Origin of the sequence: Vibrio mediterranei, from assembly GCF_013364395.1 — a bacterium.
GTDB lineage: Bacteria > Pseudomonadota > Gammaproteobacteria > Enterobacterales > Vibrionaceae > Vibrio > Vibrio mediterranei.
This window is the reverse complement of record NZ_JABXGK010000002.1, coordinates 1-19920: the sequence shown is the minus strand read 5'-3', so window position 1 is coordinate 19920 and position 19920 is coordinate 1. Positions and strand designations below refer to the sequence as shown.

General features: G+C 44.7%; 14 protein-coding genes, 3 tRNA genes, 2 rRNA genes and 1 other annotated feature. Of the genes, 12 read left to right on the top strand and 7 right to left on the bottom strand.

Annotated features, from left to right (window positions below; genetic code table 11):
* The first annotated feature begins 1 nt into the window (after nt 1).
* Nucleotides 2–1129, top strand: a complete 1128-nt coding sequence (tyrA, locus tag HOP38_RS13560) for a bifunctional chorismate mutase/prephenate dehydrogenase (RefSeq protein WP_006072918.1) — start codon at nt 2–4, stop codon at nt 1127–1129.
* 53 nt (nt 1130–1182) lie between these two features.
* Here the strand turns inward: tyrA and HOP38_RS13555 are convergent, their stop codons facing one another.
* On the bottom strand, nt 1183–2190 hold the full coding sequence (locus tag HOP38_RS13555) for a M23 family metallopeptidase (RefSeq protein WP_006072919.1): 1008 nt from the start codon (nt 2188–2190) through the stop codon (nt 1183–1185).
* A 146-nt stretch (nt 2191–2336) separates the two neighbouring features.
* Nucleotides 2337–4004: an energy-dependent translational throttle protein EttA gene (ettA, locus tag HOP38_RS13550; protein WP_006072920.1), complete on the bottom strand. Its 1668-nt coding sequence runs from the start codon at nt 4002–4004 to the stop codon at nt 2337–2339.
* 303 nt (nt 4005–4307) lie between these two features.
* Here ettA and sltY point away from each other — a divergent pair, with 303 nt between their 5' ends.
* The gene (gene sltY / locus HOP38_RS13545) at nt 4308–6251 is read left to right on the top strand and encodes a murein transglycosylase (RefSeq protein WP_198558289.1); all 1944 of its coding nucleotides are present in this window, start codon (nt 4308–4310) and stop codon (nt 6249–6251) included.
* Nucleotides 6252–6323: 72 nt separating this feature from the next.
* Nucleotides 6324–6611 carry a trp operon repressor gene (gene trpR, locus HOP38_RS13540; RefSeq protein WP_006072922.1) on the top strand — a complete coding sequence of 96 codons (288 nt, stop codon included), beginning with the start codon at nt 6324–6326 and terminating at the stop codon, nt 6609–6611.
* 43 nt (nt 6612–6654) lie between these two features.
* Here trpR and yjjX read toward each other — a convergent pair whose 3' ends face one another.
* Nucleotides 6655–7170: an inosine/xanthosine triphosphatase gene (gene yjjX / locus HOP38_RS13535; RefSeq protein WP_006072923.1), complete on the bottom strand. Its 516-nt coding sequence runs from the start codon at nt 7168–7170 to the stop codon at nt 6655–6657.
* Nucleotides 7171–7359: 189 nt separating this feature from the next.
* On the opposite strand from yjjX, the gene HOP38_RS13530 reads away from it, so the two are divergent.
* Nucleotides 7360–8019 carry a YiaD family glycine zipper/OmpA-like lipoprotein gene (locus tag HOP38_RS13530; RefSeq protein WP_062459828.1) on the top strand — a complete coding sequence of 220 codons (660 nt, stop codon included), beginning with the start codon at nt 7360–7362 and terminating at the stop codon, nt 8017–8019.
* 69 nt (nt 8020–8088) lie between these two features.
* On the opposite strand, the gene pheA is transcribed toward HOP38_RS13530, so the two are convergent.
* From pheA to bamD, 4 genes are all read right to left on the bottom strand, one after another.
* The gene (gene pheA / locus HOP38_RS13525; protein ID WP_006072925.1) at nt 8089–9270 is read right to left on the bottom strand and encodes a prephenate dehydratase; all 1182 of its coding nucleotides are present in this window, start codon (nt 9268–9270) and stop codon (nt 8089–8091) included.
* Between the two features lie 12 nt (nt 9271–9282).
* Nucleotides 9283–9402 (bottom strand) — a sequence feature (Phe leader region).
* A 122-nt stretch (nt 9403–9524) separates the two neighbouring features.
* Nucleotides 9525–9851 carry a ribosome hibernation-promoting factor, HPF/YfiA family gene (hpf, locus tag HOP38_RS13520; RefSeq protein ID WP_006072926.1) on the bottom strand — a complete coding sequence of 109 codons (327 nt, stop codon included), beginning with the start codon at nt 9849–9851 and terminating at the stop codon, nt 9525–9527.
* 286 nt (nt 9852–10137) lie between these two features.
* Complete coding sequence (locus HOP38_RS13515) at nt 10138–11559, bottom strand: MltF family protein (protein ID WP_198558348.1); 1422 nt, start codon at nt 11557–11559, stop codon at nt 10138–10140.
* Between the two features lie 159 nt (nt 11560–11718).
* Nucleotides 11719–12444, bottom strand: a complete 726-nt coding sequence (gene bamD / locus HOP38_RS13510) for an outer membrane protein assembly factor BamD (protein WP_006072929.1) — start codon at nt 12442–12444, stop codon at nt 11719–11721.
* 130 nt (nt 12445–12574) lie between these two features.
* On the opposite strand from bamD, the gene rluD reads away from it, so the two are divergent.
* The 8 genes from rluD to HOP38_RS13470 all read left to right on the top strand — a co-directional run.
* Complete coding sequence (gene rluD / locus HOP38_RS13505) at nt 12575–13549, top strand: 23S rRNA pseudouridine(1911/1915/1917) synthase RluD (protein ID WP_171389603.1); 975 nt, start codon at nt 12575–12577, stop codon at nt 13547–13549.
* The gene (gene pgeF / locus HOP38_RS13500) at nt 13549–14277 is read left to right on the top strand and encodes a peptidoglycan editing factor PgeF (RefSeq protein ID WP_006072931.1); all 729 of its coding nucleotides are present in this window, start codon (nt 13549–13551) and stop codon (nt 14275–14277) included. The genes rluD and pgeF overlap by 1 nt, the downstream gene beginning before the upstream one ends.
* An 86-nt stretch (nt 14278–14363) precedes the next feature.
* Nucleotides 14364–16937, top strand: a complete 2574-nt coding sequence (gene clpB, locus HOP38_RS13495; protein WP_006072932.1) for an ATP-dependent chaperone ClpB — start codon at nt 14364–14366, stop codon at nt 16935–16937.
* Between the two features lie 522 nt (nt 16938–17459).
* Nucleotides 17460–19012 (top strand): 16S ribosomal RNA (locus HOP38_RS13490).
* 122 nt (nt 19013–19134) lie between these two features.
* A tRNA-Glu gene (locus HOP38_RS13485) sits at nt 19135–19210 on the top strand.
* Between the two features lie 2 nt (nt 19211–19212).
* Nucleotides 19213–19288 (top strand) — tRNA-Lys (locus HOP38_RS13480).
* 35 nt (nt 19289–19323) lie between these two features.
* Nucleotides 19324–19399, top strand: a tRNA-Val gene (locus HOP38_RS13475).
* A 307-nt stretch (nt 19400–19706) separates the two neighbouring features.
* Nucleotides 19707–19920 (top strand): 23S ribosomal RNA (locus HOP38_RS13470); the annotation flags it as partial.

The window sequence follows — 19920 nt, the reverse complement described above, 5'->3', positions numbered from 1 at the left end:
CATGGCTGCTGAATTGAACGCATTGCGCGACCAAATTGATGAAGTCGATAAGCAAATGCTCGAGCTTCTTGCGAAGCGTCTATCCCTAGTAGAACAAGTTGGTGAAGTGAAAAGCCGTCATGGTTTGCCTATCTATGCTCCGGATAGAGAAGCTGCCATGCTAGCGTCTCGTCGTGAAGAGGCGGCGAAGAAGGGCATACCACCACAGCTAATTGAAGACATTCTGCGCCGTACGATGCGCGAGTCTTACGCGAGCGAAAAAGACTCTGGATTCAAATGTCTAAATCCAGAGTTACGTTCAGTAGTTATCGTTGGTGGTAACGGTCAACTCGGAGGCCTATTTGGTAGAATGTTCAAACTGTCTGGCTACGAAGTCAAAGTACTAGGCAGCCAAGATTGGGATCGTGCAGATGAGATTCTCGATAACGCTGGTTTGGTTGTTGTCACTGTGCCGATTCACCTCACTGAGGGTGTGATTGAAAAGCTAAATGCGTTACCGAAAGATTGTATCCTTTGTGATTTAACATCGATCAAATCTAAACCTTTGAACTCAATGCTTGATATTCACAAAGGTCCCGTTGTTGGTCTTCACCCGATGTTTGGTCCTGATGTACCAAGCCTTGCGAAACAGGTGATAGTTTACTGTGATGGTAGAGGTGAGAGCGAATACCAGTGGCTGTTGGAGCAGTTCAAGATTTGGGGCGCAAGTTTGTGTCAGATTTCTGCAGAGCAGCATGATAAAGGCATGACGCTTATCCAAGCGCTTCGTCACTTTACCTCGTTTGCTTACGGTCGCCACTTAAGTCAGCAGAACCCTGATTTAGATACGTTAGTTAAACTCAGTTCACCTATCTACCGACTCGAGTTGGCGATGGTGGGTCGATTATTTGCTCAAGACCCAAGCTTATACGGTGACATTATTATGTCTTCAGAAGAGAACATTGAGATGATCAAGTGCTTCCATAAACAGTTTGGAGAAGCATTAGCACTGCTTGATAGCAAAGATAAAGATAAGTTCATCTCTGAGTTTAATGAAGTTAGCGAGTGGTTTGGTGATTATTCACAGCAGTTTATGTCTGAGAGTCAGAACCTACTGAAGCAGGCTAACGATGCCATACATCGCGGTTAAACGCGGGCGATGAAAGAACCAATTAAAAAACGCAGCGAAGTCGCTGCGTTTTTTTAGTTTGTCTGTTCACTTGTTTCGTTGGTGGTGTCTTCGGTAACGGCAGTTTTAATCGAAGAATCCACATAGGGTGCATTAGTTAGGTTTATTTGTAGCTTAACCACGCTACCGACAAGATCAATCAGCGGTGCCCATTGCACTTTCTTTTCTTTCTCGAACACGTAATCGAAGTTCTCAGGGCTCCAATCGATGAAGTATTGAGGGTTAAGTGTGCGCCCTAAAAAGCGTACTTCATAGTGAAGGTGTGGTCCGGTTGAATTACCGCTATTTCCACACGTAGCGATGACGTCTCCTTTGCTGACGAACTGCCCACTCTTAGCTTTAAACTTGTGTAAGTGAGCGTAAGAGCTCATAAAACCAAATGAATGGCGCACCGTCATATAGTTACCATAACCTTGACGGCTTGGTCTTACTGTTTCAATAACGCCATCGGCTGGCGCTAAGATTTGTTCACCTGTTTTACAGGTTAGGTCGATACCAGTATGTAACTGGCGTTTACCAGATATAGGGTTAGTACGTCGTCCATAAGACGAGGAAACGCGCTGATAAGTAACCGGGCTATCATTGGGAATTAAGCGCAGCATTGTGGCACGAACCGCGGAGTCAATGGCGGCCGCATCAATACGCTCCGCTAATGGCATTTCAGCATCGTAGAGCTCTTCATCGGTGAGACCAAGAACTGTTTCCACGTCATTAACTCGTTTGCTCAGGAGTTGGAGCTCATCACGTTTCTCTTCAAGTTCTTGAGAAAGATCGTGAGTGACATTGACTTGTTCTTCCAGTTTAGCTTCAAGTAGCGCTTTTTCTTGCTGTAGATCCGTCAGAGACACTTCAGTAGATGACAGCTGTGTTTGAGATTGGTTATAGGAATAACCGACTAAGCCCAAGGCAACAGGAAAGGCTGCAGCGAAGAGGATGGCAGTGTAAGTACGCTTTCGTCCTAAACGCAGAGTTCGTTTCTTTCCTTGTTCATTCGGTATTACTACCTTGATTCTATTCGGCATAGTGATTATCGCTACACCACATTTGTCTATGAAATGTGGTGATTTTTCAGTTAATTTCGTTATTTTGTGGGTGAAAATCACAAAAAAGAGGGCGCTATTATTAGCGCCCTCTTGAAAAAAAACAAGTTTATCTCAAATTCAAACGGTTATTTTGAGATGCGTTTGTATTTAATACGGTGTGGTTCAGCAGCTTCTGGACCCAAAGTCTTCTTCAGCCATTCCATGTACTCAGTGTAGTTACCTTCATAGAAGTTAACTTGACCTTCATCGCGATAGTCGATGATGTGAGTAGCGATACGGTCTAGGAACCAACGGTCGTGCGAGATAACCATGGCACAGCCTGGGAACTCTAGTAGTGCTTCTTCAAGTGCACGTAGAGTTTCAACGTCTAGGTCGTTGGTAGGCTCATCGAGTAGTAACATGTTGCCACCCGCTTTAAGAAGCTTAGCTAGGTGAACACGGTTGCGCTCACCACCGGAAAGTTCACCGATGATCTTCTGTTGGTCGCTACCTTTGAAATTAAAGCGTGAGCAGTACGCGCGCGCAGGAATTTCAAAGTTGTTGATCTTAATGATGTCAGCGCCTTCTGAGATCTCTTGGAAAACCGTATTGCTATCGTTCATTGAATCACGGAACTGTTCTACAGAAGCCAGTTTCACGGTATCACCAAGTTCAATCGTGCCGGCATCTGGTTGCTCTGTGCCACTTAGCATTTTGAATAATGTCGATTTACCCGCACCGTTAGCACCGATGATACCTACGATAGCACCTTTTGGAATGCTGAAAGAAAGGTCATCAATCAGTACACGGCCATCGAATGACTTAGTCAGGTTGTTCACTTCTAGAACTTTATCACCTAAACGCTCACCTGGTGGAATGAATAGCTCGTTCGTTTCGTTACGTTTTTGATGATCGCCACTTTGTAGCTCTTCAAAACGTGCCATACGTGCTTTTGACTTCGCTTGACGGCCTTTAGGGTTTTGACGAACCCATTCCAGCTCTTTCTCAATGGTTTTCTGACGAGCTTTCTCTTGAGACGCTTCTTGTTGTAGACGTGCATCTTTTTGCTCTAGCCATGAAGTGTAGTTACCTTCCCATGGAATACCTTCACCACGGTCAAGCTCAAGAATCCAACCTGCTGCGTTATCTAAGAAGTAACGGTCGTGGGTAATCGCAACAACAGTGCCATTGTAGTCCACTAGGAAGCGTTCAAGCCAAGCAACAGATTCGGCATCTAGGTGGTTGGTTGGTTCGTCAAGAAGCAGCATGTCTGGCTTCTCAAGCAATAGGCGACAGATAGCGACACGGCGACGCTCACCACCGGATAGGTGTTGAATCTTCGCATCCCACTCAGGTAGACGAAGAGCGTCAGCGGCACGCTCTAGGGCGTTCTCTAGGTTATGACCATCTTTCGCTTGGATAAGAGCTTCTAACTCACCTTGTTCTTTAGCCAATGCGTCGAAGTCTGCATCTGGTTCAGCGTAAGCCGCATACACTTCGTCTAGACGCTTCATTGCACCAGCAACATCGGATACTGCTTCTTCAACGATTTCACGAACCGTTTTTGATTCATCAAGAACAGGTTCTTGCGGCAAGTAACCTACGTTTAGACCAGGTTGCGGACGCGCTTCACCATCGATATCAGTATCAATACCCGCCATGATACGTAGAAGGGTAGATTTACCAGCACCATTTAGGCCTAGAACACCGATTTTTGCACCAGGGAAGAAGCTAAGAGAGATATCTTTAAGGATTTGTCGCTTTGGTGGCACTACTTTGCTCACGCGCGACATGGTATAGACGTATTCAGCCATTGCCGATCGTTCCTACTTTTGAAGTCAATAAAGTTGTTATTTTACACTACGCAGTCAGAACGTTTCAATTTTCGTTGTGCGATCTTAAGCCTCAATATCATTCAAAATGCGCGGTTTCGCCAAGAGTCAGGGAATTCTCAACAATGGAAACAAATTCTTAATGACAAACCCATTGGCAAGAAGGAGTAATTGGTCTTAAATTGAAGATTGACCATGTATTCAAATGAAGCTGACAAGGCTCAATAAAAAACGACAACAATAAGCTCACTGGTCATTCTTCACAGCATCTAAGGAAATCGGTACATGCTTTTATACGGACGGTATAAGCAACGACTGCTAGCAGTTACTTCGGTCATAGTAGCCTCACTGGCATGGCCTGCATTTGCGGCAGAAACAAAACTAGAACAACAACGCTCAGATTATGATAGGGCGCAAAAGCTCATTGATAAAAAAGATATCAGTGGTTATCAAAAACTTCGGCCTAAAATTGAAGATTACGCTTTGACTCCTTATGTCGATTATCGAGTGTTTTCTTTGCAACTAGCAGATAAGTCGATTGAGGACGTCAATACATTTATTGAGCAGCATAAGGGTTTCCCTTTCTCCTATCGTATTAGAGCGCCGTATTTGGATCAATTGGCCCGTCAAAACAAATGGCAAGACATTCTAACCTTTCAAACCTCTTACCCAAATGGCGAGCGATATCAATGTCACTACCACTATGCTCAGCTTAAAACTGGGAATAAACAGGAGGCGTACAAAGGCGCTCAAAACTTATGGTTGAGTGGAAATAGTGTTGATAGTGCTTGTGATAAGTTATTCAAGGAATGGGATAAGTCAGGAGCGCTGACCGACCAACTGATTGTCGAGCGAATGATCCTTGCTTTTGAAAAGCGTAATGGGTCATTAATTAACTATCTAAATAAGAAGCTGGCAACATCGACAGGTAAACAGCATGGGAAACAAATTAAAGACCTGTTCAAATCACCTAATAAGGTGGTGTCTTTTGCTGACAGTAAATTCCCACAACCGTATAAAAACCAGCTAACTGAACTGTCACTCCGAAAGTTAGCTCGTAGTGACAGAGATAAAGCAAGAACCGCACTAACTCAACTGAGTAAAAATGCCTCGCTAGACGATGAGTTGCAACAGTCGATGCAAGATTATGTGGCGATGCGTTACATCACGACGGATTCCGAAACCGAAGCTAACTGGCGTGATAAAGTGCTTAGCCAATCAAGCAATGATGGTTACTTGGAACGTAGAGCGCGTCTTGCAGTGCAACAAGCCGATTGGAAAGACTTGAACCGTTGGATTAGTAAAATGTCGCCAGAGAAACAAGAAACCAGTCGTTGGCAATATTGGTTGGCGCGTTCTGAGTTGGTAACAGGTAACAAAGAGCAAGGACAACAACGCCTAGAAGGGATTGTAGGTCAGCGTAACTTTTACAGCGCCGCTGCCGCGACATACCTAGAGCACTCTATTGTTTATCCTATTTCCACGACAGTGTTAGACCCAAAAGTCGTAGCGCCGTATCAAGCTAGCTTAGATCGAATCGAAGAGTTGATTGAGCGAGACAAAATAGCCGCAGCTAAATCAGAGTGGCGTTTCTTGTTGTCTAACGTAACTGCGAATGAGAAGCAGATGTTAGCGGCTTATGCTGGTAAGAAACGTTGGCATCACTTCACCGTCGTTGCGACAATTTCTGCCAAAATGTGGGACAACATGTCATTGCGCTTCCCAACGGCTCATCGCTGGTGGTTTGATTTCTACAGTGACAAGCTCGACCTTGATAGCGTGTTACTCATGTCGCTAGCACGTCAAGAAAGCGCGATGGATGTGGAAGCGCGCTCTCCTGTTGGTGCTCGCGGCGTGATGCAGATTATGCCAGCTACGGCAAAGTATACTGCGAAAAAGCACAAGATACGCTACGGCAGTACTAGTGACTTGTATCAGGTGGGTAAGAACATTGAGATAGGCTCGCACTACCTTAATGAGTTGCTTGATAACTACGATGATAACCGTATCTATGCATTAGCTGCCTACAATGCAGGGCCTAACCGCGTAAAACGTTGGCGTGAAGCTTCTGATGGCAAGTTAGATGCCATCGCCTTTATTGAAGCGATACCTTTTAGAGAGACTCGTGGTTACGTTCAGAATATTCTAATGTTTCAAGTCTACTATCGAGATTTACTTGGTGTTCAGGGAAGTTTCCTCACTGAAGCGGAAGCGAAAAAACGTTACTAGTGGAGATGGGCTACCAATTCATGTGGGCTTGGAGTTAGAATGGGTAACTGGATGTTTCTGATGGAATATTAAATGGAACCACACTATCAAGACTGGCAACAGGTACTCGACCTTATTCAGCGTTCGCAAAGCAGTGAGCAGCAAGCAATGCTGATGACGATGTTGCTAACACCAGATGAACGTGAAGCAGTGACGGCGCGGGTGAACATTCTCTGTGAGTTGTTAAAGGGAGACATGTCCCAACGCCAAATTAGTCAGATGTTAGGCGTAGGTGTGGCAACCATTACTCGCGGCTCTGCGGAAGTAAAGCGCTTGGCCGACAAAGATAAGAACGCGCTTAGCGACTTATTGCTTAAGTAAGCGAAACCTATGGGTTTCGCTTACCTTGTCAGAGAAAACGTCTTTAGAAGTGTTCAGGATTGGTAAATGGGATCAGCGCCAGTATTAACGCTTGGTGATACACAGAGCTGCGTGTGAGCTGATGCTGGGTTAGTAAACCAATTGCCCCGCCTTTTTGTTTGATATTATCGGTACCAAAGGTCTTATCCATCACATCGCCTAGTTCAACGCTTGGCGACAGCTGGTCTACGACTGCGGGTGGAAGCATTAGACTCGCGCTTCTTGATTCGCCCGTCTGTGTCTCTGTTTCAATAATCATCCATGCAAACGTGGAATGCCCATCTAAACCAGCTTCAATCCCAACATAGAAATCACCGTCTTTGATGGTTTTCTTGGCATTGTGAACTCGTGTTTTAGCACCAAGATGAGTTTCATCATTGCTCATAGGTTGCTCGGCCACGCCACTTGGCACGTTTACCCCTTGAAAAGTGAACGTTTGGCTAGGAAAAGCGGATTCAAAGGCGCTTTTTACGGCATTGATTTTGGCTGGGTTAAGCGACGCGATAACCACTTTGTTCATTATTACTTATCCTGTCTATACGTTTGGGCTTAATTCTAACGTAAATCTACCTTAGATTTGTCATTTAATAACGATGTGTTTTTTATCATTAGTGTGAGTGCTAAATGCCTCCATTAGGAATAATTAGAATTTATATGGTACGATATTCTGTATTTGATGGTAATGTTGTACGCATAAGAGATAATAGAAATGAGATTAAAAAAAGTAGTGGTTGCCTTAGGGCTTATTTCTCTTGTTGGTTGCCAAGCGACGCAGCGACAAAACGCGACAACAGGAGAGTATGAGACAAACTCAGCAACCAAAGGAGCTGTGATTGGCGCAATTGCTGGCACAGCTGTTGGTATTGCTTCAGGTGGTGATAGCCGTGGGATTCTTATTGGTGCGGCGAGTGGCGCAGCGTTGGGTGGTGGTGTCGGATATTATTTCGACCAACAAGAAAAAGCGCTGAGACAAGAGTTGTTAAATTCAGGTGTGCAAGTTGAGCGTGTTGGTGACAATCAACTTTTATTACGTTTAGAGAACGGTATTGGTTTTGACAGTAATTCTCACGCTCTTAACAGTAGTATTCACAACACACTGAGAGGTGTAGCGCGTATTTTGGTTGAGTATCCTGATACCAGTTTAGTTATCGAAGGCTATACAGATAGTACGGGTAGTGCTCAATACAACCAAGAGCTATCAGAAAAGCGCGCTGAGCAAGTACGTTCGTTCTTGATTAGTCAGAATGTAGCGGCAGGTCGTGCGGTCGCCCGTGGTAATGGTGAGCGATTCCCAATTTGCAGCAACTCTACACCAGAGGGGCGTCAATGTAATCGTCGAGTGGAGATTAAGATTCTGCCGCTCAAGTAGCTTTGAAGACAGGCCACAGCTCGTAAAATAGAAATAGCCCCAGCTCATGATGACTGGGGCTATTTGTTTTTATTCACCTAAATCGGGCATCACTGGTTTTACGTTATCGATAGGGTAGCAACCCAGTACTTTAAGGTATTTAGTGATTTTTATAAGCTCATGAATGGCTTGTTGCATTGATTCTGAGTCTTTATGGGCTTCCACATCCACATAAAACATCTCTTCCCAAGGATTACCCATAATAGGGCGTGACTCGAGCTTGGTCATATTGATTCCATAGCGCTGGAGTACTAAGAGGGTTTCAACCAACGAACCTGCTTGTTGAGACGTCGCCATGATAAAGGTAGTTTTTGCTGGAATTTGCGCTGACACTTCAACAGGCTTTCTTGCAACGACGATGAATCGAGTATGGTTTTCTGTCTGATTAGCAATGTTGCTTTGAATCGATTGCAAGCCATACAGTTTGCCGCTGGCTGCGTGGCCGATTGCAGCCACATCGTCTCTATTAAGCTGCTGAACTTTCTGCATTGCATCCGCTGTGCTTGCACAAGACTCTAGTTGAACGCCAGATAGTCTGCCCAAGAACTCACTGCATTGCTGATGAGGTTGTGGGTGAGAGTACAGCGTTTTGATGTTTTCCAGACGAATTTCTTTGGTCGCAACCAAGCAGTGCTCAATAGGTTGGGTGATTTCACCAACGATATGTAAAGTCGTATGTTGCAGTAAGTCGAATACTTCATTAATTGAGCCAGAGCTGGTGTTTTCAATAGGCAATACACCGAAATCAGCATGACCTGACTCAACCGTTTTTGTGACTTCTTTAAATTGGTCACAATTGAGTTCAATGAGCTCCGTGTTCTTGCGAGAGAAATAATCTCGGCTTGCTAGGTGTGAATAAGAACCCTTAGCGCCTAGAAAGGCCACTCTAGCAACAGGTTTTCTGCTTTGTTGCGGGTTGGCTAGGTTTTGCAGGTAAACCTGTTGCAGCAGAACAGAATCTTCAATGATGGTGTGGAAGATCTTTGTGATGTAAGACGCATCCAGCTCGTACTTGTCTTTACCGTTATTAATGAGCTTAACCAAAAGCTGTTGCTCACGAGCGGCATCACGAACCGGTTTTGAGGTTTCTACTTTGCTTTTTGCTACTTCAATGCTGAGCTTGCGACGTTCAGAAAGAAGCTGCAACAAGTTGTCGTCTAGCTCGTTCAGACGTAAGCGAATTTCTTCAAGTGAGTAGTTTGTGTCTGTCATCAAATAATCCTTATAAAAAAACCTCCCATTGGGAGGCTTTCCGTTCGTTTTTGACTTTTCTTTCGAAAACGAAGAAGCCTCCAAGCCTAGTGGAGAAAAAAGAAGTCAAAAAAGAACAGATTAATCGGGTACATAGAAAATGTAGTCTTAAGTTTTTTTGGGCTAAGCCACACAATAAGCAAGGGAGTGGGGAGCGTCAAGCAAAAAAATAGCGCCTTACGGCGCTATTCTACAATCGTTTTATTTACGAGCCTTTATTCGGTTTCTTCTACTAACTCAGGCTTATCCGTGCGTCTCGCTTCTGGCTTATGTCTGAGTTTGTTTAGCTGACGTTCTAACTTCTGTTCTACCTCGTTAACGGCAGCGTATAAATCTTCATGAGTAGCGGAAGCGACAAGTTTGCCTTTGGGTACCGTAATGGACGCTTCGAATTTCATTTGTTTGTTTGGCTCTTCGCTGAAAGCAGTCTGGCAACTAATGATATCCACTTGCCATTTTTCTAACTTCTTAAACTTGCTTTCGATATGCTCACGGATTGCAGAGGTGATCTCAATGTTTTTACCAGTGATGTTTACTCTCATATGTTTTTTCCTCTGTTGCATCCCTCATGGGTTAACTCCAGATTACTTATCCATGGAGAAAAGAATGTGATATAGATCACTAAAATGATAGGGTTTTTCGCATCGAAATTTAAATGTGATCTAACGCAAAACTTTTTACTGTTAACACATGAAAAGACTTTCTTTTCCGTCAAAAGTCATTAATTTGGAAAGAGTAGCGCACTGAAAATCCTCCATTTTTGGCGCGTTTTTACGACCCAAGAAATCTCCTGCTTAAAATTCACTCGACTTTAAAGTGTGATCACTATCACTCAGTAATGGTTTCTTCTTTTGACCCCAAAACTCGATAAAATTCAATGTCACTATTTAGTGCTTGTTGCTCCTGCCTGATCTGCTGTAGAGACTCTAGCTGTTTGTAGATAACATAGTATCGGTTGATATTGGCCACGTAAGTAACGGGTTCAGAGCTAATATTTCTTCGTGCCATCAGCTCCACATTGCCAAACCATTTATTGGGGTCGTAACCGTGCTTGGTAGCTAAGCGCCGCATTTTAGCGATGTTTCCCGGACCTGCATTGTAGGCCGCCAACGATAAATAAACTTTGTCATCATTACTTATCGCGTCATCGCTAAAGTATCTATCTCGGATAAAGCGCATATATTTCACGCCAGCATGTACGTTATTCTCAATTTTATTGATGTTTTTGATGTTTACATTGCGATCACGAGCAGTACTTGGAAGGACCTGCATGATGCCAACAGCGCCTTTGGGTGAGACTTTGTTTTGGTTTAGCTTAGATTCTTGAAAAGCCTGTGCGGCAATCATAAGGAAGTCAAAGTCGTATTTGTCGCCATATTTCTTGAACAATGAAATCAGCCTATCCAATTGTTGGACATTCTTAGGATCAAGGGCCTTTGAAAACCAGCCTGTGTTATCCAAATATTTGTTATAAATAACATTACCGAGCAATGTTCCTTGCTTGGCCGTTTTAATATAGGCGTTTACTTGTTTCTCTAATTTTGGTGAGTCTTTGCGCATGGCCCACGCGATTTGACCATCTTTACTCAATGGTATTGAGTCATGGATATTCAAATCGTCAAACGTCTTGTTCCAAAAGAATGCTTTATGGCTATCGAGGACGGTCGCTCCAATATAGCCTTGCTTGACCATTTCGACCAATTCGTAGTCTTGAAGCGTTTCTTCTAAATACTGAACGTAGACAGGAGGCATATCATTGCTGGTTAGTTCTTGATTCAGTGCCTGTAAGTTTTCGAAATAACTAGAGCTGCCACGAACCCAAACTTCTTGACCACTTAAATCTTCGACACTTTCTAAAGACGGATAATCGTCAGTTGTCACAATCAGCTCGCTGATGTCAGAGAGAATCGGGGTACTGAACTGAATGATTTCTTGTCGTTTGGGTGTAATTGTGAGGTTTGCGACAACGAGATCGCCATAGCCATTAACTAAAGCCGGAATGAGGTCGTCTCGTGGTACAGGAATTACCTGTACTTTCATCTTTGAGTATTTCTTTTTGAGATTTTTCTCGAAGTGATAGAGCTGTTCCGCTCCAATTCCTTTGGGTTGTCCTTTTTCTATGTAATAGAAACCAAGATCAGCCGAGACCAAAACGCGAATAACACGCTTCTCTACTAAACTATCCAAATCGCCAGTATAGGGTTCATTACTTAGAGGAGTTAACTCTAAAGCCCTTACTGGAAGTGTCATGATCCCTATGACAAAACATAATAAAATCGCCTTCACAACTATCCCTTTTTGCTACTTAGCTAAAGATAAATATATAAATAAAAAAGGAATTTTGCCAACTTATGGGCACAAAAAAGCGCTGCATGGCAGCGCTTTTGAAAGGTGGATTTGTCTATAACCCTAAAGTGGGTTTAGTTCCATTAGTTTCTCAGTACGTTCAACTTGCTCTTGCATTCCTAGTTCTTCGTACGCTTTCTTTTGCAGTACTAAAGATTGGCGAGCTGCTTCTGTATCAGGATAGGTTTTTTGAATTTCTTGAGCTCTATTGATAGCGGCAATCCAAGCTTCACGTCGGATATAGAAATCAGCGGTAGCAAGGTCATATTTAGCCAAACGGTTTTTCAACGCAACCATACGTTTCTGCGCGTCTTCGGCGTAAGCACTATTCGGGTAACGTTTTAGTAGGCGATCGAAATCAGCAAATGCAGCTTTTACTGGCTCAGGGTCGCGGTCTGAGCGATCGATCCTGAGAATGTCATGCATGAAGTTTCTGTCTTGTGCCATATGTGTTAGACCTCGCATGTACAACACCCAGTCAGAACGTTCGTGAGTTGGATTCAATCGAGAAAAACGCTCTATCGTAGCCAGACCCAGCGCTAAGTCATCGTTCTTGTAGTAAGCGTAAATCAAATCAAGTTGTACTTGTTCAGTGTAAGCACCAAATGGGTAGCGAGAATCCAGCGCTTCAAGGCGCTCAATGGCTGATGTCCAGTTACCACCTTGTAACGATTCTTGAGCTTCAGCGTAGAGTTGGGAAGGCGGAACATCTGGGACGGTGACTTCTTTGTCAGCACAACCAAACAACAAAGCTAGAGAAAGCAAGCTTGTTAGTTTAAGTAGTTTCATACGAGAACGAGTTTCCTTGACGTAAATATTTTTCCGTGTCCATTACTTTTCTTCTCAGTAACGGATACAATGATGGGCTATATTATCCACACTCGTGGTATTAGTCCCAAGGTTTTTTAAAAAGTTCGATATGGCTCAGCAGATTGAATTAACAAATACAGTAAAAGACAGCCAGTTAGGTCAACGTTTAGACCAAGCTGTAGCTGAATTGTTCGCAGATTTTTCCCGTTCGCGCCTGAAAGAGTGGCTTCTGGACGGAAAAATTGCCGTTAACGGTGAGGTAATCACTAAACCGCGTACCAAAGTTATGGGCGGTGAGTTGATAACCGTTCAAGCTGAACTAGAAGATGAAGAGCGCTTTGAAGCTCAAGACATTCCTCTTAATATCGTCTACGAAGATGATGACATTATTGTGATCAATAAGCCAAGAGATTTCGTTGTTCATCCTGGAGCAGGGACACCAGATGGCACGGTTCTTAATGCGTTGTTACATCATTTCCCAGCGATCGCAGAAGTACCACGCGCAGGTATTGTTCACCGCCTCGATAAAGATACGACAGGTTTGATGGTTGTCGCTAAGACGGTTCCTGCTCAAACTCGATTAGTGCGTGCTCTACAAAAGCGTAACATCACCCGTGAATACGAAGCTATTGCTATCGGTAAAATGACGGCGGGTGGTATGGTAGATAAAGCGATCGGTCGTCATTCGACTAAACGTACACTGATGGCTGTGAACGAACTTGGTAAACCTGCGGTAACTCATTACCGAGTTGCAGAACATTTCCGAGAGCACACTCGTATTCGTTTACGTCTAGAAACGGGTCGAACTCACCAAATCCGTGTTCATATGTCTTATCTTCAGCATCCACTGTTAGGTGATAGCGCTTATGGTGGCCGCGCTCGTATTCCACGCGGAGCGAGCGAAGAACTGACTCAGATGATTCGTAGCTTTGATCGTCAAGCACTGCACGCGGTAATGCTTAAGTTTGCGCATCCAGTTACTGGAGAAGAGATGACTTTCCATGCTCCTATTCCAGATGACATGGTAGTCATGACGGAAGCGTTGCGTGAAGACGCTAAGTTAAACAAAGAAGAAGATTATTAATGTCGCTTCTGACGCCAAACTGGAGCAAACCTAATAATGTTGAAGCGGTAAGCTCAACACGTGAGAATGGAGTCTCAAAGGCTCCATTTTCCAGTTTTAATTTAGGGATGCATGTTGGTGATGAACCTTCCGATGTATTGGCAAACCGTCGAGCACTGGAAATCAGTGCGAATATGCCGTCTTCTCCTGTTTGGCTTAATCAAACTCATTCGACTAGAGTCGCTATCGTTCAAGCTCCAACTGAACTGGTATTGGACGCGGATGCGAGTTTTACACGAACGCCCGGTGTCGTCCTTAGTGCCATGACGGCAGATTGCTTACCAATTCTAATATGTGCAAAGGATGGAACAGCAGTTGCTGCGGTCCATGCAGGATGGCGTGGATTGGCCGACGGGATTGTCGAAAAGGCCGCTGGCCTGTTCGATAGTGAAGCACAGGCTTGGATTGGACCAGCAATTGGCTTTGAGTCTTTTGAAGTTGGGCTGGATGTGAAACACGCATTTTGTCAGATGAATCCTGAATATGGAATTGCGTTTAAAGAAAGCGTGAATCCAGAGAAATGGCTTGCTGATCTGGCACTCATTGCACAGATGAAATTACAAGCTTCAGCGATCAGTGATGTAACGCTGAGTAACTTGTGCACGTTTAGCGATGAAAAGCGTTTCTTTTCTTATCGACGTGATGGACAGACAGGTCGTATGGCAAGCTTTATCTGGATCAATCACTGATTTTCACTCCTTTGTCTTGAAATCCGTTTTGCTAGCAACCATCTTAATTGCATAACAAGCTGTATGTAATTTAAACGGGGGTTGCTATGCGCCTAGATCGATTTACTAGCAAATTCCAAATTGCTATTTCTGATGCTCAGTCATTGGCATTGGGTCGAGATCATCAATATATTGAACCTGTTCACCTTATGGTTGCTTTGCTTAACCAAGAGGGCAGTTCTATTCGTCCACTATTAACCATGCTGAACGTCGATGTGGTTCAATTACGTTCCAAGCTGTCTGAGTTAATGGACAAACTTCCTAAAGTCACAGGTGTCGGTGGCGATGTTCAGCTGTCTAGTGCTATGGGGCAAATATTTAATCTCTGTGACAAAATTGCTCAAAAACGTCAAGACGCCTATATCTCTTCTGAGATCTTTTTGCTTGCAGCAATAGAAGATAAAGGCCCTTTAGGTGCGCTTTTGAAACAGCAAGGATTAACAGAAGCAAAAGTAAACCAAGCAATTGAGCAAATTCGTGGTGGTCAGAAAGTCGATGATCCCAATGCGGAAGAAAAGCGCCAAGCTTTGGAGAAATTTACCATCGATCTTACCGAGCGAGCGGAACAAGGCAAGCTTGATCCGGTCATTGGTCGTGACGATGAGATTCGCCGCACCATTCAAGTACTTCAACGTCGTACCAAAAATAACCCCGTCATTATAGGTGAGCCCGGTGTAGGTAAGACAGCTATCGTAGAAGGACTAGCACAACGCATCATTAATAATGAAGTCCCTGAAGGCTTGCGTGGGCGTCGTGTTCTTTCTTTAGATATGGGCTCATTGGTGGCTGGTGCTAAATATCGTGGTGAATTTGAAGAGCGTTTGAAATCAGTCCTAAATGAACTAGCTAAAGAAGAAGGTAACATCATTCTATTCATCGATGAGCTGCACACTATGGTTGGTGCAGGGAAAGGTGAGGGTTCGATGGATGCAGGCAATATGTTAAAGCCTGCATTAGCTCGTGGTGAACTGCACTGTGTCGGTGCGACAACATTGGATGAATATCGCCAGTATATTGAAAAAGATGCGGCGTTAGAACGACGCTTCCAAAAAGTATTGGTTGATGAACCAAGCGTCGAAGACACCGTAGCGATATTACGTGGCTTGAAAGAGCGTTATGAGCTCCATCATCATGTTGAAATTACTGACCCTGCTATTGTTGCTGCAGCGAGTTTATCGCATCGATATATTACTGATAGACAACTACCCGACAAGGCGATCGACCTTATTGATGAAGCCGCGTCGAGCATTCGACTTCAGATAGATTCGAAGCCGGAATCTTTGGATAAGTTAGAACGTAAAATCATTCAACTAAAAATCGAGCAGCAAGCTCTCAAAAATGAGTCGGATAATGCCAGTGAAAAGCGCTTGCTTGCTCTAAATGAAGAGTTAGAGTCAAAAGAGCGTGACTATGCGGAGCTGGAAGAAGTCTGGAATGCAGAAAAAGCAGCGCTATCGGGTACTCAACATATTAAGTCTGAACTCGAACAGGCAAGGCTCGATATGGATGTGGCAAGACGTGCAGGTGATTTGAACCGAATGTCTGAGCTACAATATGGCCGTATTCCAGAGCTAGAGAAACAACTCGATTTAGCGACTCAAGCTGAAATGCAAGAAATGAGCTTGCTTCGCAACAAAGTGACAGATGCTGAAATCGCGGAAGTATTATCAAAGCAAACTGGGATTCCAGTATCTAAAATGCTTGAGGCAGAAAAAGATAAGCTTCTAAAAATGGAAGATGTTCTGCACAAACGCGTTATAGGGCAAGCGGAAGCTGTCGAAGTTGTATCTGATGCCATTCGCCGTAGTCGAGCTGGCCTCGCGGATCCTAATCGTCCAATAGGTTCTTTCTTATTCCTTGGCCCAACTGGTGTGGGTAAAACGGAACTGTGTAAAACGCTTGCAAGTTTTATGTTTGATAGTGAAGACGCCATGGTGCGTATTGATATGTCTGAGTTCATGGAGAAACACTCAGTCGCTCGTTTAGTAGGTGCGCCTCCCGGTTATGTAGGTTATGAGGAAGGTGGATACCTAACGGAAGCCGTTAGACGTAAACCATACTCGGTTATTTTGCTGGATGAAGTTGAGAAGGCGCATCCTGATGTCTTCAATATTCTACTGCAAGTTCTAGACGATGGTCGCTTGACCGATGGACAAGGTAGAACAGTCGACTTTAGAAATACGGTAGTCATTATGACATCGAATCTTGGTTCATCTCGTATCCAAGAGAATTTCCAGGTGCTTGATTATGAGGGTATCAAGCGAGAAGTAATGGATGTTGTGACCTCTCACTTCAAACCGGAATTCTTAAATCGTGTAGATGAAAGTGTGGTCTTCCATCCATTGGGGGCGGAGCACATTAAATCTATTGCGGGTATTCAATTGCAACGCTTGGGCAAACGCATGGAAGACAATGGCTATCACCTAGTGGTTGCCGATGCAGCTTTAGATTATATCGCCAAAGTCGGTTATGACCCAGTATATGGAGCTAGACCGCTTAAAAGAGCGATTCAACAAAGTATCGAAAACCCGTTGGCTAAAGAGATACTTGCCGGCAAAGTCGACCCAACTAAGCCAGTTCGTCTGATAGTGAACAACGACAAAATTGCTGTTGGGCAGTAAATAGCAAGGGAAATAGAGTAATAAAAGGGGGCTTAGCCCCCTTTTTTGTGTCTTTTTTCGACGCTTTGTTTCTTTTGTGTTCGAACGGCTGTAAAAAACGATTTTATTTCAAATTAGCGCTTGCCAAGAATTGGTTCATCTCTATAATGCCACCTCGCTGACACGGGATGAGGCAAAGAAAAGCCTTTACGAGTTAGCAGGTCAAGTTGCTTCTAAGAAGTAAAGCAAAATTAGTTAGGAAAGTGGTTGACACGATAACTGAAATAGCTAAAATGACCGTCCGTTTTGAGTAAGGCTCAAAACAAGCTCTTTAACAATATAAACCTATCAATCTGTGTGGGCACTCGTTGATGATAATCAAATTAGATACTTCGGTATCAAATTAGGTTTTCAATGAACTGAGTGACCAATCAAGTCGAAAGACTTGGCACAGTCAATTCATTATCGTTCTGTTGGAGCGATAATAGCTTTAGATTACTAAGGTAGTTTAAAGTCAGTATTCATTGAGCCGAACAAAATCTTAAATTGAAGAGTTTGATCATGGCTCAGATTGAACGCTGGCGGCAGGCCTAACACATGCAAGTCGAGCGGAAACGAGTTAACTGACCCTTCGGGTGACGTTAACGGCGTCGAGCGGCGGACGGGTGAGTAATGCCTGGGAAATTGCCCTGATGTGGGGGATAACCATTGGAAACGATGGCTAATACCGCATAATRCCTTCGGGCCAAAGAGGGGGACCTTCGGGCCTCTCGCGTCAGGATATGCCCAGGTGGGATTAGCTAGTTGGTGAGGTAATGGCTCACCAAGGCGACGATCCCTAGCTGGTCTGAGAGGATGATCAGCCACACTGGAACTGAGACACGGTCCAGACTCCTACGGGAGGCAGCAGTGGGGAATATTGCACAATGGGCGCAAGCGAGATGCAGCCATGCCGCGTGTGTGAAGAAGGCCTTCGGGTTGTAAAGCACTTTCAGCAGTGAGGAAGGCGGGTACGTTAATAGCGTGCTCGTTTGACGTTAGCTGCAGAAGAAGCACCGGCTAACTCCGTGCCAGCAGCCGCGGTAATACGGAGGGTGCGAGCGTTAATCGGAATTACTGGGCGTAAAGCGCATGCAGGTGGTTCGTTAAGTCAGATGTGAAAGCCCGGGGCTCAACCTCGGAACTGCATTTGAAACTGGCGGACTAGAGTACTGTAGAGGGGGGTAGAATTTCAGGTGTAGCGGTGAAATGCGTAGAGATCTGAAGGAATACCGGTGGCGAAGGCGGCCCCCTGGACAGATACTGACACTCAGATGCGAAAGCGTGGGGAGCAAACAGGATTAGATACCCTGGTAGTCCACGCCGTAAACGATGTCTACTTGGAGGTTGTGGCCTTGAGCCGTGGCTTTCGGAGCTAACGCGTTAAGTAGACCGCCTGGGGAGTACGGTCGCAAGATTAAAACTCAAATGAATTGACGGGGGCCCGCACAAGCGGTGGAGCATGTGGTTTAATTCGATGCAACGCGAAGAACCTTACCTACTCTTGACATCCAGAGAAGCCAGCGGAGACGCAGGTGTGCCTTCGGGAGCTCTGAGACAGGTGCTGCATGGCTGTCGTCAGCTCGTGTTGTGAAATGTTGGGTTAAGTCCCGCAACGAGCGCAACCCTTATCCTTGTTTGCCAGCGAGTAATGTCGGGAACTCCAGGGAGACTGCCGGTGATAAACCGGAGGAAGGTGGGGACGACGTCAAGTCATCATGGCCCTTACGAGTAGGGCTACACACGTGCTACAATGGCGCATACAGAGGGCAGCCAACTTGCGAAAGTGAGCGAATCCCAAAAAGTGCGTCGTAGTCCGGATTGGAGTCTGCAACTCGACTCCATGAAGTCGGAATCGCTAGTAATCGTAGATCAGAATGCTACGGTGAATACGTTCCCGGGCCTTGTACACACCGCCCGTCACACCATGGGAGTGGGCTGCAAAAGAAGTGGGTAGTTTAACCTTCGGGAGGACGCTCACCACTTTGTGGTTCATGACTGGGGTGAAGTCGTAACAAGGTAGCCCTAGGGGAACCTGGGGCTGGATCACCTCCTTATACGAAAGATTATTGCGATGAGTGTTCACACAGATTGATTAGGTTTGTAAAGATAAAGAGATTTTGTTTTTGCTGAAAAGCGAAAGCAGAAAATAGTAAGTGCCCAACACTTACTGCTTAGTGTCCCGTTCGTCTAGAGGCCTAGGACACCGCCCTTTCACGGCGGTAACAGGGGTTCGACTCCCCTACGGGATACCATTGGGTCGTTAGCTCAGTTGGTAGAGCAGTTGACTTTTAATCAATTGGTCGCAGGTTCGAATCCTGCACGACCCACCATTTCCTTCCACGGGAAATGTAAAAAAACTAAATGTGGGCGATTAGCTCAGTTGGGAGAGCACCTCCCTTACAAGGAGGGGGTCACTGGTTCGAGCCCGGTATCGCCCACCATTCTCTAAGTAATTTTGGATTAAGATTTTCCAAACCACTTCATTAAAACGTACGTGGTTGGAATTTTTGCCGCCGAGATTCTTTAGAAAATGCATTAAGTTTGCATTGCTCTTTAACAATTTGGAAAGCTGACGAATAACATTTGATTAATGTTATTTATTTAAAAGTTCTCAAATCCTAATCGAAAGATTAGGTACCAACACACATTCAAGTGTTCTTGGAATTTGAGTCCGGCAAAATCGAGTCTGCACATGTATAAAAATGCAGACAACTTTGGTTACGTAACAAAGACCCTTTGGGGTTGTATGGTTAAGTGACTAAGCGTACACGGTGGATGCCTTGGCAGTCAGAGGCGATGAAAGGCGTATTAACTTGCGATAAGCTCAGATTAGGTAGTAAAAACCTGTGAGTCTGAGATTCCTGAATGGGGAAACCCAGCTGCATAAGCAGTTATCGCTGAGTGAATACATAGCTCAGCGAGGCGAACCGGGGGAACTGAAACATCTAAGTACCCCGAGGAA

Excerpts from the sequence above, each read along its gene's own strand:
- tyrA (WP_006072918.1), top strand. The coding sequence starts at position 2 with ATGGCTGCTGAATTGAACGCATTGCGCGACCAAATTGATGAAGTCGAT.
- HOP38_RS13555 (WP_006072919.1), bottom strand. The coding sequence starts at position 2,190 with ATGCCGAATAGAATCAAGGTAGTAATACCGAATGAACAAGGAAAGAAA.
- ettA (WP_006072920.1), bottom strand. The coding sequence starts at position 4,004 with ATGGCTGAATACGTCTATACCATGTCGCGCGTGAGCAAAGTAGTGCCA.
- sltY (WP_198558289.1), top strand. The coding sequence starts at position 4,308 with ATGCTTTTATACGGACGGTATAAGCAACGACTGCTAGCAGTTACTTCG.
- trpR (WP_006072922.1), top strand. The coding sequence starts at position 6,324 with ATGGAACCACACTATCAAGACTGGCAACAGGTACTCGACCTTATTCAG.
- yjjX (WP_006072923.1), bottom strand. The coding sequence starts at position 7,170 with ATGAACAAAGTGGTTATCGCGTCGCTTAACCCAGCCAAAATCAATGCC.
- HOP38_RS13530 (WP_062459828.1), top strand. The coding sequence starts at position 7,360 with ATGAGATTAAAAAAAGTAGTGGTTGCCTTAGGGCTTATTTCTCTTGTT.
- pheA (WP_006072925.1), bottom strand. The coding sequence starts at position 9,270 with ATGACAGACACAAACTACTCACTTGAAGAAATTCGCTTACGTCTGAAC.
- hpf (WP_006072926.1), bottom strand. The coding sequence starts at position 9,851 with ATGAGAGTAAACATCACTGGTAAAAACATTGAGATCACCTCTGCAATC.
- HOP38_RS13515 (WP_198558348.1), bottom strand. The coding sequence starts at position 11,559 with ATGACACTTCCAGTAAGGGCTTTAGAGTTAACTCCTCTAAGTAATGAA.
- bamD (WP_006072929.1), bottom strand. The coding sequence starts at position 12,444 with ATGAAACTACTTAAACTAACAAGCTTGCTTTCTCTAGCTTTGTTGTTT.
- rluD (WP_171389603.1), top strand. The coding sequence starts at position 12,575 with ATGGCTCAGCAGATTGAATTAACAAATACAGTAAAAGACAGCCAGTTA.
- pgeF (WP_006072931.1), top strand. The coding sequence starts at position 13,549 with ATGTCGCTTCTGACGCCAAACTGGAGCAAACCTAATAATGTTGAAGCG.
- clpB (WP_006072932.1), top strand. The coding sequence starts at position 14,364 with ATGCGCCTAGATCGATTTACTAGCAAATTCCAAATTGCTATTTCTGAT.